This is a genomic window from Ruminococcus albus AD2013 (genome assembly GCF_000526775.1).
GTDB classification, from domain to species: Bacteria; Bacillota; Clostridia; order Oscillospirales; family Ruminococcaceae; genus Hominimerdicola; species Hominimerdicola alba_A.
The window spans coordinates 695,955-709,392 of the sequence record NZ_JAGS01000001.1 but is presented as its reverse complement, the minus strand read 5'-3'; the positions used below and the strand labels follow the sequence as shown (position 1 = coordinate 709,392).

11 protein-coding genes are annotated in these 13,438 nt (G+C 44.3%); 2 read left to right on the top strand and 9 right to left on the bottom strand.

Annotation, left to right across the window (positions count from 1 at the left end; genetic code table 11):
* Positions 1-86: 86 nt before the first annotated feature.
* Positions 87-1,250, bottom strand: coding sequence for a D-alanyl-D-alanine carboxypeptidase family protein (locus tag N773_RS0103050; protein ID WP_024856393.1), 1,164 nt, complete (start codon positions 1,248-1,250; stop codon positions 87-89).
* 133 nt (positions 1,251-1,383) lie between these two features.
* Positions 1,384-3,060: a bifunctional diguanylate cyclase/phosphodiesterase gene (locus tag N773_RS0103045; protein ID WP_024856392.1), complete on the bottom strand. Its 1,677-nt coding sequence runs from the start codon at positions 3,058-3,060 to the stop codon at positions 1,384-1,386.
* Positions 3,061-3,356: 296 nt separating this feature from the next.
* Here N773_RS0103045 and N773_RS0103040 point away from each other — a divergent pair, with 296 nt between their 5' ends.
* Positions 3,357-4,088 carry an ABC transporter ATP-binding protein gene (locus N773_RS0103040; protein WP_024856391.1) on the top strand — a complete coding sequence of 244 codons (732 nt, stop codon included), beginning with the start codon at positions 3,357-3,359 and terminating at the stop codon, positions 4,086-4,088.
* A 13-nt stretch (positions 4,089-4,101) separates the two neighbouring features.
* The gene (locus N773_RS0103035) at positions 4,102-5,028 is read left to right on the top strand and encodes a SufB/SufD family protein (protein WP_024856390.1); all 927 of its coding nucleotides are present in this window, start codon (positions 4,102-4,104) and stop codon (positions 5,026-5,028) included.
* 43 nt (positions 5,029-5,071) lie between these two features.
* Here N773_RS0103035 and N773_RS19675 read toward each other — a convergent pair whose 3' ends face one another.
* From N773_RS19675 to N773_RS0102995, 7 genes are all read right to left on the bottom strand, one after another.
* Entirely contained in the window at positions 5,072-5,494 is a 423-nt protein-coding gene (locus tag N773_RS19675; RefSeq protein ID WP_080678289.1) for a GNAT family N-acetyltransferase, read from the bottom strand.
* Between the two features lie 81 nt (positions 5,495-5,575).
* Positions 5,576-6,061, bottom strand: coding sequence for a flavodoxin family protein (locus N773_RS0103025; RefSeq protein ID WP_024856389.1), 486 nt, complete (start codon positions 6,059-6,061; stop codon positions 5,576-5,578).
* Between the two features lie 434 nt (positions 6,062-6,495).
* Positions 6,496-7,782 (bottom strand): IS110 family transposase, encoded by a 1,287-nt coding sequence (locus N773_RS0103020; RefSeq protein WP_024856388.1) that lies wholly within the window; start codon positions 7,780-7,782, stop codon positions 6,496-6,498.
* 166 nt (positions 7,783-7,948) lie between these two features.
* Positions 7,949-10,213 carry a DEAD/DEAH box helicase gene (locus N773_RS0103010; RefSeq protein ID WP_024856387.1) on the bottom strand — a complete coding sequence of 755 codons (2,265 nt, stop codon included), beginning with the start codon at positions 10,211-10,213 and terminating at the stop codon, positions 7,949-7,951.
* Positions 10,200-10,382 carry a hypothetical protein gene (locus N773_RS0103005; protein WP_024856386.1) on the bottom strand — a complete coding sequence of 61 codons (183 nt, stop codon included), beginning with the start codon at positions 10,380-10,382 and terminating at the stop codon, positions 10,200-10,202. Before N773_RS0103005 ends, N773_RS0103010 begins: the two co-directional genes overlap by 14 nt.
* A 32-nt stretch (positions 10,383-10,414) precedes the next feature.
* Positions 10,415-11,731 carry an ATP-binding protein gene (locus tag N773_RS0103000; RefSeq protein WP_024856385.1) on the bottom strand — a complete coding sequence of 439 codons (1,317 nt, stop codon included), beginning with the start codon at positions 11,729-11,731 and terminating at the stop codon, positions 10,415-10,417.
* A complete protein-coding gene (locus tag N773_RS0102995; RefSeq protein ID WP_024856384.1) occupies positions 11,728-13,251 on the bottom strand; it encodes a TerB N-terminal domain-containing protein in 1,524 nt (507 codons plus the stop codon). Before N773_RS0102995 ends, N773_RS0103000 begins: the two co-directional genes overlap by 4 nt.
* Positions 13,252-13,438 lie beyond the last annotated feature (187 nt).

The following is a 13,438-nucleotide window of genomic DNA, read 5'->3' as shown; positions in this document are numbered from 1 at the left end:
TTAATTCATTATACAATATTTTTTATAACATTGCAAGTCATTTCAGATAGACTTGTCACTTTTGTGTAATTCAAACAAAATATGTTTTAAAATTTTAGAAGATAATTCAGCAAAATCTTCAAGCAAAACGAAAAGTCTTTTTCCTTTACACCATTCTCAGCAACAAGATCGGCAGAATAAATGACCTGATCCCCATACCTGCACACCAGTTTTCCACAGACCTGACCTTTCTTGACCGGTGCTGATAATTCTTTTTCCTTATCGAAGCTTATGTCAAAGCTTTCTGACGAACCTTTAGGCACTATAACCGCTGATAGTTCACCGAATCCCACCGATACTTTGCTTTCCTCACCAAGGATCACCGGTATCTTTTTGAGCATATCTTCTGAAATTTCGGGAGTATACAGCGAATACACATCAAAACACATATCGAGCAATTTTTTTGCGATATCATCGCACAGTGTACGGTCACTGCATTTAAGTACAACAACAGCGATCTCCATTTTCCCGCGTTTTGCTGTTGCAACAGAACACTCACCTGCCGTAGCTGATGAACAGGCTTTCATTCCTGTTATACCTTTATATGTCCTGACAAGACGGTTGAGGTTGACCAGCTCTGCTTTACCGCCGCGGACATGGTCTATCCATGACGTGAAATACGGTGTAAGTATATCATACTTGACAAGTTCAGATGCCAGAATCGCCGTATCTGCGGCATCTGATCGTGTTCTGTCGTCAAGTCCGCATACATCTGCATAGGTAGTTGAATCCATGCCAAGCGATTTTGCTTTACAATTCATTTTTGCTACTGCTTCATCTGTTGAACTGTAAATATACTCTGCAAGGGCGACAGCAGCATCATTTGCATTGCTTATCGTGATGGCTTTGATAAGTTCCTCCACGGTTATTTTTTCATTTTTATCCAGCCATATCTGAGGTGCTGGCATAGAATTCGCTTTTGCAGAAACCGTTACCGTATCGGTAAGAGAAAGTTCTCCGCTTTCAATCTTTTCTGCCGCCAAAAGTGCAAGCATCAGCTTTGCAAGATGAGATATCTCACATACATCCGTAGATCTTTTCTCCATTAACACCTGACCTGTTGAACACTCAACGGCAATTATCTCCTCTGCGGGCATAGCTTCAAGTATATCTTCAATGGACACGGTCTCGGCATAAGTATTCTTCGGTACAAGAAAACCAAGCATCATCAGACAAACAAACAATATAAAGATTTTTTTGATATTTTCCATGGCAAGTCCTCCTTCTTAGTTTGATTATATGGCAGTTTGTCCGAAATAATGACCCGCTTTACCGCAAAGATAATCTTTATCAAAGCTTTCAGACAAAAAACAGCATCTCCGCAAAGAGATGCTGTGATTATCTTTATTTTATGATGACACCTGTTTCAAGACGTTTTTCAAATTCTGCCACTTGGAGAGGCTTATCGTAATAAAAGCCCTGAGCTATATTGCAGCCATTCCTTTTCAGCACTTCAACCTGAATTTCGGTCTCAACACCTTCGGCGATTATCTCAAGACCCATCTCACGCGCCATAGCTACAACGTACTTGAACATAACACTGGTTGGGCTGTTCTCGTCATCTTCATCTACAGGCACTATGCTCTTATCGATTTTAAGCACGTTCCAGGGGATCTCTTTTATTAGGTTAAGTGACGAATACCCGATACCGAAATCATCAACAGAAGTCGAAATGCCCATATTCTGGAGACTGCGAACAACTCGTTTAAGGTCTTTGAACTCTACATCGGTGGTAGTTTCTGTCAGTTCGACCTCAAAAAGGTCATGCGGTATCTCATATTTATCAATGATAGTCAGCAGATGCTGCACAAGATCAACATCCAGCATATGCTTGCGTGACAAGTTTGCTGATATGCGAACAACTTTCCTGCCATCATCAAGCCAGCGCCTGATATCACGGCATACCTGTTCTATCATATAGAAATCAAGCTTACAGATATCCATGGATTGTTCCAGTATGGGGATAAATTCTTTGGGAGGGATGAGCTTGCCGTCATGAGCCCAGCGGCAAAGTGCTTCCGCACCAACGATAGTGCCATCGGTTATGGACACCTTTGGCTGATAATACACAAGAAATTCTGAATTCTCTATTGCCAATGGAAACAGATGCTGTATAGAAGCTATCTGCTGCCTGATCTTCATCAGCTCGGAATCGCAAAATATAAAATCATCGCGTCCCGCAGTTTTTGCCAGACTTGATGCTGGCATCAGTTTGTCCATAAGGTCACCGAGGATCTTCAGTTCAAAATCATCCTCAAATATGTATATGCCCGCGGTCGCACTCACATTGACACGTTCACTGAATCCATCGCCGAAAGATACTGTCGAACCTTTGAGGTAGTCAATAACATCATCGATCTTATCGGCAGACATAAGCATAATAAAATTATCACCGCCCATCCTGCAAACAGGAACAAAACAGCCCTTGACCTCATCAAGACCGTTTATGAACGAGTGCATGACAATATCGCCGTTATCCCTGCCAACCTGATGATTTACACCCTGAAAATGTTTAAGGTTGAACTGAGCAGCAGCAAGACCTTTCAACTTATTATCGTCAACCAGTTTGATAAGCTCGGAGCCAAAATATCTGAGATTATGGTAACCCGATTCATCAGTAAAAGCATATTTCTGTGCGATATTATTCAGAACGAAGCTGCTGGTAAACATATACAATATAGAAGCCATCAGATCCAGTCTGTTGTGGATCCTTTCAGTCCATGGCTCTGTTCCTTTTTTATGGAATATCGTATATATGATAGCGCCTGAACCGCCTGTGACCTTTTTTATCTTTATCACATTCTCATCAGGCTCACCATCATCATATAAGATATGGATCTCCTTTTCATCTGTATCGATCAGTGTGATGCTCATATAGACATCAACTTTCATTACTCCCACATTTGATAATCTGCATATATCTTTAATAGCATCAGCTATGCTATCGGTATCAAGAGGGTTTGTGACTTCTGACATCTGCTTTATAAAATATTGAAAAGCCTGTACTATGTCATCTATCATCGAGACCACACCCTTTCATATATTTCGATAAATATCGGTCAATTGTTTTACAATTTCCGGTGTTCGCAACAAATATATAATATTATACCATATTTTTCATGCAATTTCAAGAGTTTTCATACGATTTCATAATTAAATAAGTCGGCAAATCAGCTAAATATATTAACAGGTCAACACAACTTGAAATTAAGGTCATTAATAAAAAATCTATTGTAAAATGCAGAATAATGTGATATAATAATCTAATGAGTCGAATGATACATTATCGAAAATTTCTATAGAAAGGAAACATAATAATGCTGAAACTTAATAATATCTCTTTCAGCGCCGTTGACGGCGGAAAATCTTCCGACATTATACGTGGGATAGATCTTGAGATACCCGATAATAAGTTTGTTGTTATAACAGGACCAAACGGCGGAGGAAAATCCACTCTTGCCAAGATAATCGCAGGCATAGTTCAGCCCACAGGCGGAAGACTTATTTTTAATGATACGGATATCACCGATATGAGCATAACCGAAAGGGCAAAGGCAGGCATAGGCTTTGCTTTTCAGCAGCCTGTACGTTTCAAGGGTCTGACTGTACTTGATCTTCTGCGTATCTCCGCGGGCAAGAATCTTTCAGTATCCGATGCTTGTTCCTATCTTTCAGAGGTAGGTCTCTGCGCTAAGGATTATATCAAGCGTGAAGTAAACGCTTCCCTTTCAGGAGGTGAGCTCAAGAGGATCGAGATAGCTACCGTTATGGCAAGAGACGTAAAGCTTGCTGTATTCGATGAGCCCGAGGCAGGTATCGACCTGTGGAGCTTCAATAATCTTATCAGGATATTTGAAAATATGCGTAAGTCTGACAAGAACAGGACTGTTGTTGTTATCTCACATCAGGAAAGACTTCTGAAGATAGCTGATGAGATCATTGTCCTTGCAGATGGCAAACTTGTAAGAAGAGGTCCTGCTGATGAAGTGCTGCCTGAGATAATGCACAGCAATTATGCACAGACTATCTGTCCTAAGATAGAAGAATAAGGAGGCGATGGAGATGCTGAAAATGGACGCTGTACAGAAACAGCTTTTACAGGAAGTCGCAGAGCTTCATGACATACCCGAGGGTGCTTACAATCTCCGTGCCAACGGTGAATCTGTGGGAAGAAATTCTACTGCGAACATCGAGATAGTAAGCAAGACCGATGTGAGCGGTATAGACATCAAGATAAAATCGGGAACAAAGAACGAGAGTGTACACATACCTGTCGTACTCAGTGAGAGCGGTCTGAAAGAGACTGTTTACAACGATTTCTACGTAGGCGATGATTGTGATGTTCTGATAGTTGCGGGCTGCGGTATCGACAACTGCGGCAATCAGGATTCCGAGCATGACGGCGTACACAGATTCTTTGTAGGAAAGAATTCCAAAGTAAGATACGTTGAGAAGCACTACGGTTCGGGCGACGGAACAGGCAAGAGAGTTCTCAATCCTGTTACCGAGGTCTATATGGAAGAAAACAGCACTGTCGATATGGAAATGGTGCAGATAAAGGGCGTTGACTCTACTGACAGAAAAACTATCGCCGAGCTGAAGGCAGGTGCTAAGCTGAATGTCCGCGAAAGACTTATGACTCACGGCGATCAGCAGGCACTGAGTACCTATCAGGTATCACTCAACGGCGACGGTTCTGCTGCTGATGTTGTTTCAAGATCTGTTGCCAGGGATAACTCCTATCAGAAACTTGACCTCTGCGTGAACGGTAATGCGGCCTGCACAGGTCATACCGAATGCGACTCAATAATTATGGACAACGGCAGGATACTGGCAGTTCCCTCACTTGAAGCGAACAGTGTTGACGCAGCACTTGTTCACGAGGCTGCTATCGGCAAAATAGCAGGTGAACAGCTTATCAAGCTGATGACTCTCGGTCTTACCGAGGCTGAGGCGGAGGAACAGATAATCAACGGATTCCTTAAATAATATACAAATAGCGCACACGTTCTCAAACGTGTGCGTTTTTGTTTTATAGGTGTTTTTCCATAAGTAAAAAGCTGCCCTTGCGCCAATGGGCAGTACCGACTTCAGTGTAGCCATTGGAACGGTACAATGAGAGCGCAAATGGATTTTTTGTAAAGACATCGAGCCTTACGGTATCTATACTGTTCCTGCGAAGCTCGTCTTCTATGTGAGTCAGGGTATGCCCTGCAATACCTTTGTGCTGATATTTCGGTGCAACGCAAAGACGATGTATCACACTAAAATCACTGTCAGGATACTGCCAGTTTCCATTACGATACTGTTCATCAAAGATTTTGTTAATGACGTATATAACAGCGATATCATCATCCTTTATACCTACTGTCATCGTGCCGCTTTCGATATCGGCCCGGAGATCTGAATCGGCAGGATAGATGCTGTCCCACTGTTGGATATCATTGCGCTCCATTTCTTCAACAGCTGAAGCGATCAGTTCAGATATTGAGCTCAGATCAGAGATATCAGCCTTTCTTTATAACATGACTTAACCTTACTTTATCTTTTCGCAGAATTCGCTGATCTTTTGTTCGTTGGCAGGATCGGGCTTATCCTTGGGATCGGCAAGGAAAAGTTCAGCAACTAAACTATCGATACCGAGATATCCTTTCAGTTTAGCGAGAGCCTTGTCGCCGCCGCCCGCTGTGAAACAGGTAATGCCTGCAAACTTCTTGCCTTTGAGTGCAGAAAGGTTTTCTACAATGAATGTGCGCAGGGGTGGAGCGATAGTGTTAGCCCAGACAGGAGAACCGAAAATAATAAGATCATATTTATCAGCATCAAAAGTATATGGCTGAAGTTTAGGCTTTTCACCCATTACTACACTTTTTCCGCCCCAGAAAAGTTTAGCAAAACCCGTATCGGGATAAGCCTTTACAGGACGAACAGGGATAAGATCCGCACCGATCTTTTCAGCTATCTTATTAGCTGTCTGCTCGGTGTTGCCGTTAAGCGAATAATAAACGATTGCTGTTTTCATTTAATTACCTCCTCAAAATATCTTGTAAAATCTCATAAATACTCGCGAAATCTCAGTATTTCATAAAGTTATGTTCAAGAAATGAACCAAGTTATGGATGATCCAAAGCATTGAATGCCGGATTTAACGTTATCAGGGTACGGCAAACAAAACGTCTTGAGAGATCTGTTTTGACAGCCTTGATGCGACCCATATCCGTTACGGCAGCAAACCTCCTCTGTCCAACGGGATCATTCGTCACGCGAAGTCCCAACTTCCTTCGTTCTGCCTATCCATAACAGGGCGTCGGCGCAGCTCCGTTTCGAGGTCATGCCCCTTGGTAATAATTCCTGCCGACTGCCGGCTCATCCTTTGTTGTTTTCTTAGTGTTGCTTCCTCTGCAGCACCTTTCGGCGGACGCTGCCTGCAGTTTCAGCTTGTAGGTCTTACACCCGTTAAGCTGCTTGCAGCTCTTCGGGACGCCTGATGTCTCTTAACAGTTTTTCAGGATCATAGTCAGCACCACTTTTCAGTATGGCATAAAACACTCGTATCAGCTTGTTTGACAGTACCATCAGCGACTGTTTCTTTTTCAGCGGATTCGTTTTTCTGCCTGTGTAATAGTGATGTATTTCCTTGAATTCCGGATTTGTCGCTGTCAGTGATAAGACTGCCTCAAACAGAAGAAACCTAAGCCGCTTCCGCCCTCGCTTACTTATCCTTGACTGCCCTTTGTGCTTGCCCGAGCTGTTCGCAACTATTGCCTGCCCTGCAAGCTTCTGTATCTGCTTGGGGTCATTAAATCTGCTTACATCTCCGACCTCTGCGATAAATCCTGATACGGTCTTTATCCCGATGCCCTTTATCTGCATCAGCTTCTTTGCATATGGCACCTTACTGACCAGTGTTTCGATCAGCTCCATTATCTGTTCAAGTCGGTTTTGAAGTCTGTCGTAGTCCTCAAGCAGCAGAGTTATCTCAAACCTCGCAGTTTCATGTCCCTCGGTATGACCTATGCTTCGCCTTGCAGCCTCTACCAGGGTCTTAGCCCTCTTTTTACCGACTGCTCTCAGCTTGGCTTCACGCCATATCTCATTGATCTTTTCCTCTCCGAGCGCTATGATGTCACACGGCAGTGCAGCTTTTTTCAGTATCATCATACTGCTGACTGCACTGAAACTACCGTAAACGTCTTTATACTCCGGAAAGTATATCGCAAACCAGCGCTGTATGCGATTTTTGATCCGTGTGAGTTCTGCCTCTGCCTGAAACCTAAGAACGGTTGCGTTTCTTAGCTCGGCGTATATACCCTCAGGCATATACGGATAAGCGTATCTGCCTTCAATGACGAGTTTCGCAATTGTTTCGGGATCCTTCCTGTCGTTCTTGCTGGGAAGGTGATCATCAAGTTCTTTGCTTCGCTTAACGTGGAGCGGATTGACCAGTACCGGCTGCATTCCGTTATCCTGAATAAACTTAGCGAGATCGAACCAGTAATGTCCTGTCGGCTCCATAGCCGGCATAACGGTTTCTTTTCCGCTCTTTTCCATGATCCCGGTGATCCATTCAAAAAAGCCTGCGAATCCTTCTGCGTCATTTGTGAACACATAGGCCTTCTTTGAATATTCCATCCCTCTCCAGTCAAATGCTCTGGCATAGTGCTTTTCGCTGCCTACATCGATCCCGACAATTATTTTTTCTTCTCCTACTTGCAAAATCTTTTCATTTTGTGTATAATACATATAGAGGACACCTTTCTGTAGTTTGTATTACTAACTTTCGCATCGTCAGTATTTACATTCTACACTGAGGTGTTCTTTTTTGCAACCCCTTGATTTGTTTGGTTACAGGAAGCTCCATTGTTTTCAATGATATTTATATTGAATTGAATGTGTATATTGTCAAGAACTATAAGCATATTATCTCCTTTTTGTCACCGAAAAATCTGTCGCACCAACTGTTCACCGCAGTCAGCATACCGTCGATATCGAGCACACCATAGGCAAAGCCTTTACGTACAAGTTCGGCAGGAAGATATTCGTCATACTTTTCAAATATCGGAACTTCCTTGGGATAGACAAGTTCCATAGGATCGATGGGACGGCAAGCTTCTTCACGGAGAGTGCTGAAAAAAGTGTATTCGTCCGCCGCCATAGTGAACTGTATAAAATATGGACGACAGCTATCCAGACCGCGCATTCGCAGTTTTTCCCTGCACCTTACGTTAAGGAAACGTTCAAGTGCAAAGAAAGAGTAAGTACCAAGCCACGGAAAAAGTGCCCACATATCTCCGCCGAGATTGATAAGATTCTCGCAGACTACCCCTGAATTTCTCGCCGAAAATCTCGCCTGTGAAAGACGCGCCGCGGCGTTTTTCATAAGGTAGGGATAAGTCTTGTCTTCGCAGAGGACTTGCTTCATTCGGGTGAGAATTTTGGTGTTTATATCCCCGGGGCAATCTCCGAAATATGCAGGAACTTTACCTTTGACAGGTTCGCAGAAGACCAGATGCCGCTTGTGGTCAAGCTCGGTAACTATCCAGACCTGACCCGCAATAGCGATCTTTTCACCTACCGGAGGCGGCATAACAAGGGTACCAAGTTCCTGTGATTCGCACCTGACAGTGTACTCTTCATTCTCCTGAAATACTGCATAAAATCGGAAGTTATTAACTATCCTCTCCCCTGCCAGACCAACTATCAGCCCACCCTCATCTGTGCGCTGTATATGGTCGATCTCGATAAGGTGGCGAAGAAGTATCTTATAATCATCGGGAGAGATACGATGGAAATATTTGAGCGTCAGCACACGCTGTGCAAGTTGAGCGGGAGTAAGTTCGCCGCATGATGCCAATGTACTCATGGTCTGATGATAAAGCAGACTGAACGGCAGTCTCTCCAGACGCGGCGGTTCTACCCAGCGTTCTTCGAGATATACCTGCACCAGCGCTATGCCCTGCAAAAGCTTCCACGGTACTGTCGATGGAAGCATCGTCCTCGGTTCGGGCATATCTTCTCGGATAACGAACCACATCTCGGGCGGAAGGTCACGTCTGCCTGTGCGCCCCATTCTCTGCAAAAATGATGACACAGTAAAGGGTGCATCTATCTGGAAAGCGCGTTCCAGTCTGCCGATATCAATGCCAAGTTCAAGGGTGGCGGTGGTAACAGTAGTCATCTGAACATCATCATCTTTCATGGCAGCCTCGGCAGTTTCACGGTAACTTGTGGAAAGATTTCCGTGATGGATAAGAAAGCGGTCGCGCTCATGTTTTGCTTCGCAGTATGACCTGAGAGTTGTAGTTACAGCTTCACACTCCTCGCGGGAATTTACAAATACGAGACACTTCTTTCCCCGCGTGTGTTCAAAAATATATCCCATTCCCGGGTCGGCATTTTCGGGAGCTTTGTCCGTCGCCTGTTCAAGCACAGGCAGAGCCTTTTGTTCAAGCTTTCCATCAGACGCCTGAACACTGCTGATATAAAAATGCTCCATAGAAAGCCGCCATTTTGTACCTTTGGCTTCAATTTTCGGGACAGATGTGCGCCTGCCTGTGCCGTAAGAAAGGAACTCCCCTGCTGCTTTTGGATCGCCTATCGTTGCGGAAAGACCTATCCTGCGTGGATTCACTCCTGCTTGTCTGCAAAGTCGCTCGATAAGGCATAAGGTCTGTCCGCCCCTGTCACCGCGCATAAGGGAATGAAGTTCATCTATAACGATGAATCTAAGGTCGCCAAAAAGCTTCACAAGCGCCGAATGACGGCGTATCAGCATGGCTTCAAGAGATTCGGGGGTTATCTGCAATATGCCCGATGGGTTCTTCATCATACGCGCCTTATGAGACTGCGCAACATCGCCGTGCCAGTGCCAGACAGGTATGCCCGCGTCCTCACAAAGGTCGTTAAGGCGGGAAAACTGATCGTTTATCAGCGCTTTCAGCGGACCGATATATATAGCCCCCACAGACTTCGGCATATCCTCGGAAAACAATGTAAGTATCGGAAAGAAGGCTGCTTCCGTCTTGCCAGAAGCAGTAGAAGCCGTAAGCAGCAGATTGTCATCGGTATTGAATATCACATCACCGGCCGCTGCCTGAATAGCCCTCAGACTTTCCCAGTTATTGCGGTAAATGAAGTCCTGCACAAAGGGTGCATAGCGGTCAAAAACGTTCATCTCGTCCTCTTTCTTTCAGAAGTATTATTCTCATCTTTCGGCGGAATTTTCTGCGCTGACGTACCTTTTCCCTGTGCCATACCTTGTTGTGGTTATTGCACCAGCAGGCAAAACGGCGGTCAAATCCGTCCTCCTCGGTCATGTGCTTGTGAATATTTCCTTTTTTCATTCTGCACCTCCGAGATAATTTTTCACTCCTATTCAGATCTCAAACTCGGCAAAATCGCCCTCGGAAGTTTCTTCCTCTGCGGCAGGTTTTGAATACTCGATCCCACCCGAAGATATAAAATCTGATATCTCAAGCATAGGATTCTGAAAAGCTATATCAAGCAATTCGATGAAATCACGTATCACTTCACGGGGAGTGATATGGCTGTCAGCACCTATCCGCCCGAACTCTGTCTTGATAAAAACAATCATATCCTCCTGAGTAATACGCTGTTCATACCCGAAAAGCTGAGCGTGAATGTCAGCAAGTTTCTCGGTCAGCACCAGCATTTCTTCATATGTCAGCGGAACGAGATGTATAACAGGTGCCAGCATATCACGTATTCCCTCGCGTCCGAAACGACCCTCTGCAAGCCTTGACCTCAGAGCTTCATAGCTGTATACACCGCGGCGTGTGTCCTCAATGCACTGGGGAGTTCCGCCCATTATTATGCCAAGATACTTAGCCTTGCCCTGCAAAGTATCGTTGTACATGGTGAGTATCTTTTCATAATTGTACTGTCGGGTGATGGCATTGGGTATTTTATAAATGTTCACAAGCTCGTCTACCAGCACCAGCAGACCACTGTAACCCGCTTTTTTCAGGAACATAGCGAACAGCTTGATATATTCGTACCAATCATCATCGGTGATAACGATGTTTACGCCAAGCTCGCTCTTGGCTTCCGTCTTGTTTACGTACTCGCCCCTGAACCATTTTACCACTTTTGCTTTCTGTTCATCGTCACCCGATACAGAAGCGCGATAGTATATCGTCAAAAGCTTTGCAAAATCAAAGCCGTGTACCATCTCGTTAAGTGCATTTATGACTTCAAATATCTTCTTTTCCACGACAGCAGAAAACTCGGGAGAAGATATATCGAGTCCGCTTTCAGCAGCAGCCTCGGACTGCACACCGCTTATCCATCTGTCAAGTATGAGAGTCAGTGCACCGCCGTCGGGTCTTGTTTTTGTGGACATATTACGTATAAGTTCCTTGTAGGTCGCAAGCCCCTGACCCTTTGTACCCTGCAAACGTCTTTCAGGTGAAAGGTCAGCATCGACCACAACGAAATTTCTGTCCATCACATGACTGCGTATTGTCTGCAAAAGAAAACTCTTACCGCTGCCGTATTTGCCGACTATGAACCTGAATGAAGCACCGCCCTCTTCGATTATATCAACATCGTGAAGCAAAGCGTCAATCTCGACTTCTCTGCCGACCGTGATATATGGCAGACCTATTCTTGGCACAACTCCGCCTTTCAGCGAATTGATAACAGCCTGCGCTATCCTCTTGGGTATCTTCATGGAAGTATCATTCCTTTCAGTTCTTCTTCATAATCCTCAATGACAGCTGGGATATCGCCGTCAAACTCGATAACAGTATCAGCAAAAATATCGTAAAGCTTTTCATTTATACTGTCCGCCATAACAGAGGGCATCGCCCCTGCATTTTTTGCAGCCGCCTGATGATCACCGCCGTAAAGCAGTGCCTGCATGAACGAATACTCGCCGCTATCAAGGGGAGTGGTATTTTCCTGAACACTCTCTTCGGCAACATCTTCTTGCATATCAGGCTGAGGAGATTTATCCTCTTCAAGATCTTCTTCATCGACGATAAGCTTATCCCTCGTGATATCAGCGGCGCGGCGGATACTGCCAAGTTTTGTAAGGTCGATATCCACGCGAAGTTTCTCCGCCTGTCTTTTCTCATCTTGAAGTATGGTTATCTGTTCGTTTATTATCTTTGAAAGCTGTTTTGTAATATCAGGTGCTTGCAGCTTATTTTTGAAATCGAATCCCGTTCGCATGATGCTGTCAATAGCACGAAAAAAGTCGCCCACCTGCTTGTTGCCGTGAGTTTTGCCGGCGTACCCTTCCGTAAACCATTCTCCGCCCCTGCAAAAACAACGGCGGACCTGGTCTATGACCACCGAATTCTGCGGTGATGAACGGTAATAGCAAAACACCGCGGAACCAAACATCTGATGTACACTTATGGTGCTTTTTCCGAAAAGTTTTTCAAACAGGGTCTTTTTACGGTGAGCACCGTAATACTCGGAAAAAGCTTTATAGCTCCGCACTGCCACGGTACGGAATTCCTCGGGATAGGTCTTATAAAATGCTGATTTTTCGGCGTTGTAAGATGACATAGTGCAAAGTGCTGAAAAGACTTCATCATCTGTATGACCGTCCAAATCAAGCAAAACACAAAGAGAGTCATCAAACTCTAAGATACCGCTACTATTAAGTAGAGCGATATCCAGACCATAATATATGACCATATCATCAAGCCAAGCTAAAACGAACTTTTTCAGCTTTGGTTGAGTTTCGCCGTAATGTTCAAGCACAGCTTCCAGCCTGTCATATCCCTCGCGTGCGTTTTTAACACCGATGAGATTTATCAACTCATAGACATACACAAATATGTAAGAAAGACTTGTTTCTCTGTACTCACCGCGCCTAATGCGTGTGCGCCACGTAAAGTATGTGCGCTGCTGTTCAAGGGTCATATCATTGTAGGTGGGAAAATAGTGTTCAAATGGAATGATCTTTTCAAAGCTGTCCTCGAAGTCTGCCATGAAACTGCCCTGTTTGCCGAAAAGCCATTCTCTTGAGCGCCACTGAGCTTCAGGAGAATAGACCATCCTGCGCATCTCCATAAGCTGAGCAGGAGTATTATCTTTAGGTGGGACGATATCACGTACAAGCTGTGAAGCGCGTTTGAGTATGGGTTCATCGTGGTAGACTTTTTCTCCGAGAGTTTTGCTCTCGCGTATCTTCGGGTCACCCATTATCAGTTCGATAAGATCATCGATATTCTTCACGCGCTCACCTCCAACCGAAAATCAATTTATTTTTATATTATAACATAAACCGCTCTCAAATTCAAGTGCGGGCTGTACGTTTCAACGGACAGCAAAGATTTTTTACATGAAATATCAAAAAAATTTCCGAAAAGTCCCGATAAATACTTGATTTTTTATTTGAAGAGTGTTATAATATTTAGAGTTG

What these genes read in the sequence shown, in the direction of transcription:
- N773_RS0103000 (WP_024856385.1), bottom strand. Translation starts at nt 11,731, where the DNA reads ATGAAGATACCCAAGAGGATAGCGCAGGCTGTTATCAATTCGCTGAAA.
- N773_RS0103035 (WP_024856390.1), top strand. Translation starts at nt 4,102, where the DNA reads ATGCTGAAAATGGACGCTGTACAGAAACAGCTTTTACAGGAAGTCGCA.
- N773_RS19675 (WP_080678289.1), bottom strand. Translation starts at nt 5,494, where the DNA reads ATGGAGCGCAATGATATCCAACAGTGGGACAGCATCTATCCTGCCGAT.
- N773_RS0103040 (WP_024856391.1), top strand. Translation starts at nt 3,357, where the DNA reads ATGCTGAAACTTAATAATATCTCTTTCAGCGCCGTTGACGGCGGAAAA.
- N773_RS0103025 (WP_024856389.1), bottom strand. Translation starts at nt 6,061, where the DNA reads ATGAAAACAGCAATCGTTTATTATTCGCTTAACGGCAACACCGAGCAG.
- N773_RS0103045 (WP_024856392.1), bottom strand. Translation starts at nt 3,060, where the DNA reads ATGATAGATGACATAGTACAGGCTTTTCAATATTTTATAAAGCAGATG.
- N773_RS0103005 (WP_024856386.1), bottom strand. Translation starts at nt 10,382, where the DNA reads ATGAAAAAAGGAAATATTCACAAGCACATGACCGAGGAGGACGGATTT.
- N773_RS0103050 (WP_024856393.1), bottom strand. Translation starts at nt 1,250, where the DNA reads ATGGAAAATATCAAAAAAATCTTTATATTGTTTGTTTGTCTGATGATG.
- N773_RS0103020 (WP_024856388.1), bottom strand. Translation starts at nt 7,782, where the DNA reads ATGTATTATACACAAAATGAAAAGATTTTGCAAGTAGGAGAAGAAAAA.
- N773_RS0103010 (WP_024856387.1), bottom strand. Translation starts at nt 10,213, where the DNA reads ATGAACGTTTTTGACCGCTATGCACCCTTTGTGCAGGACTTCATTTAC.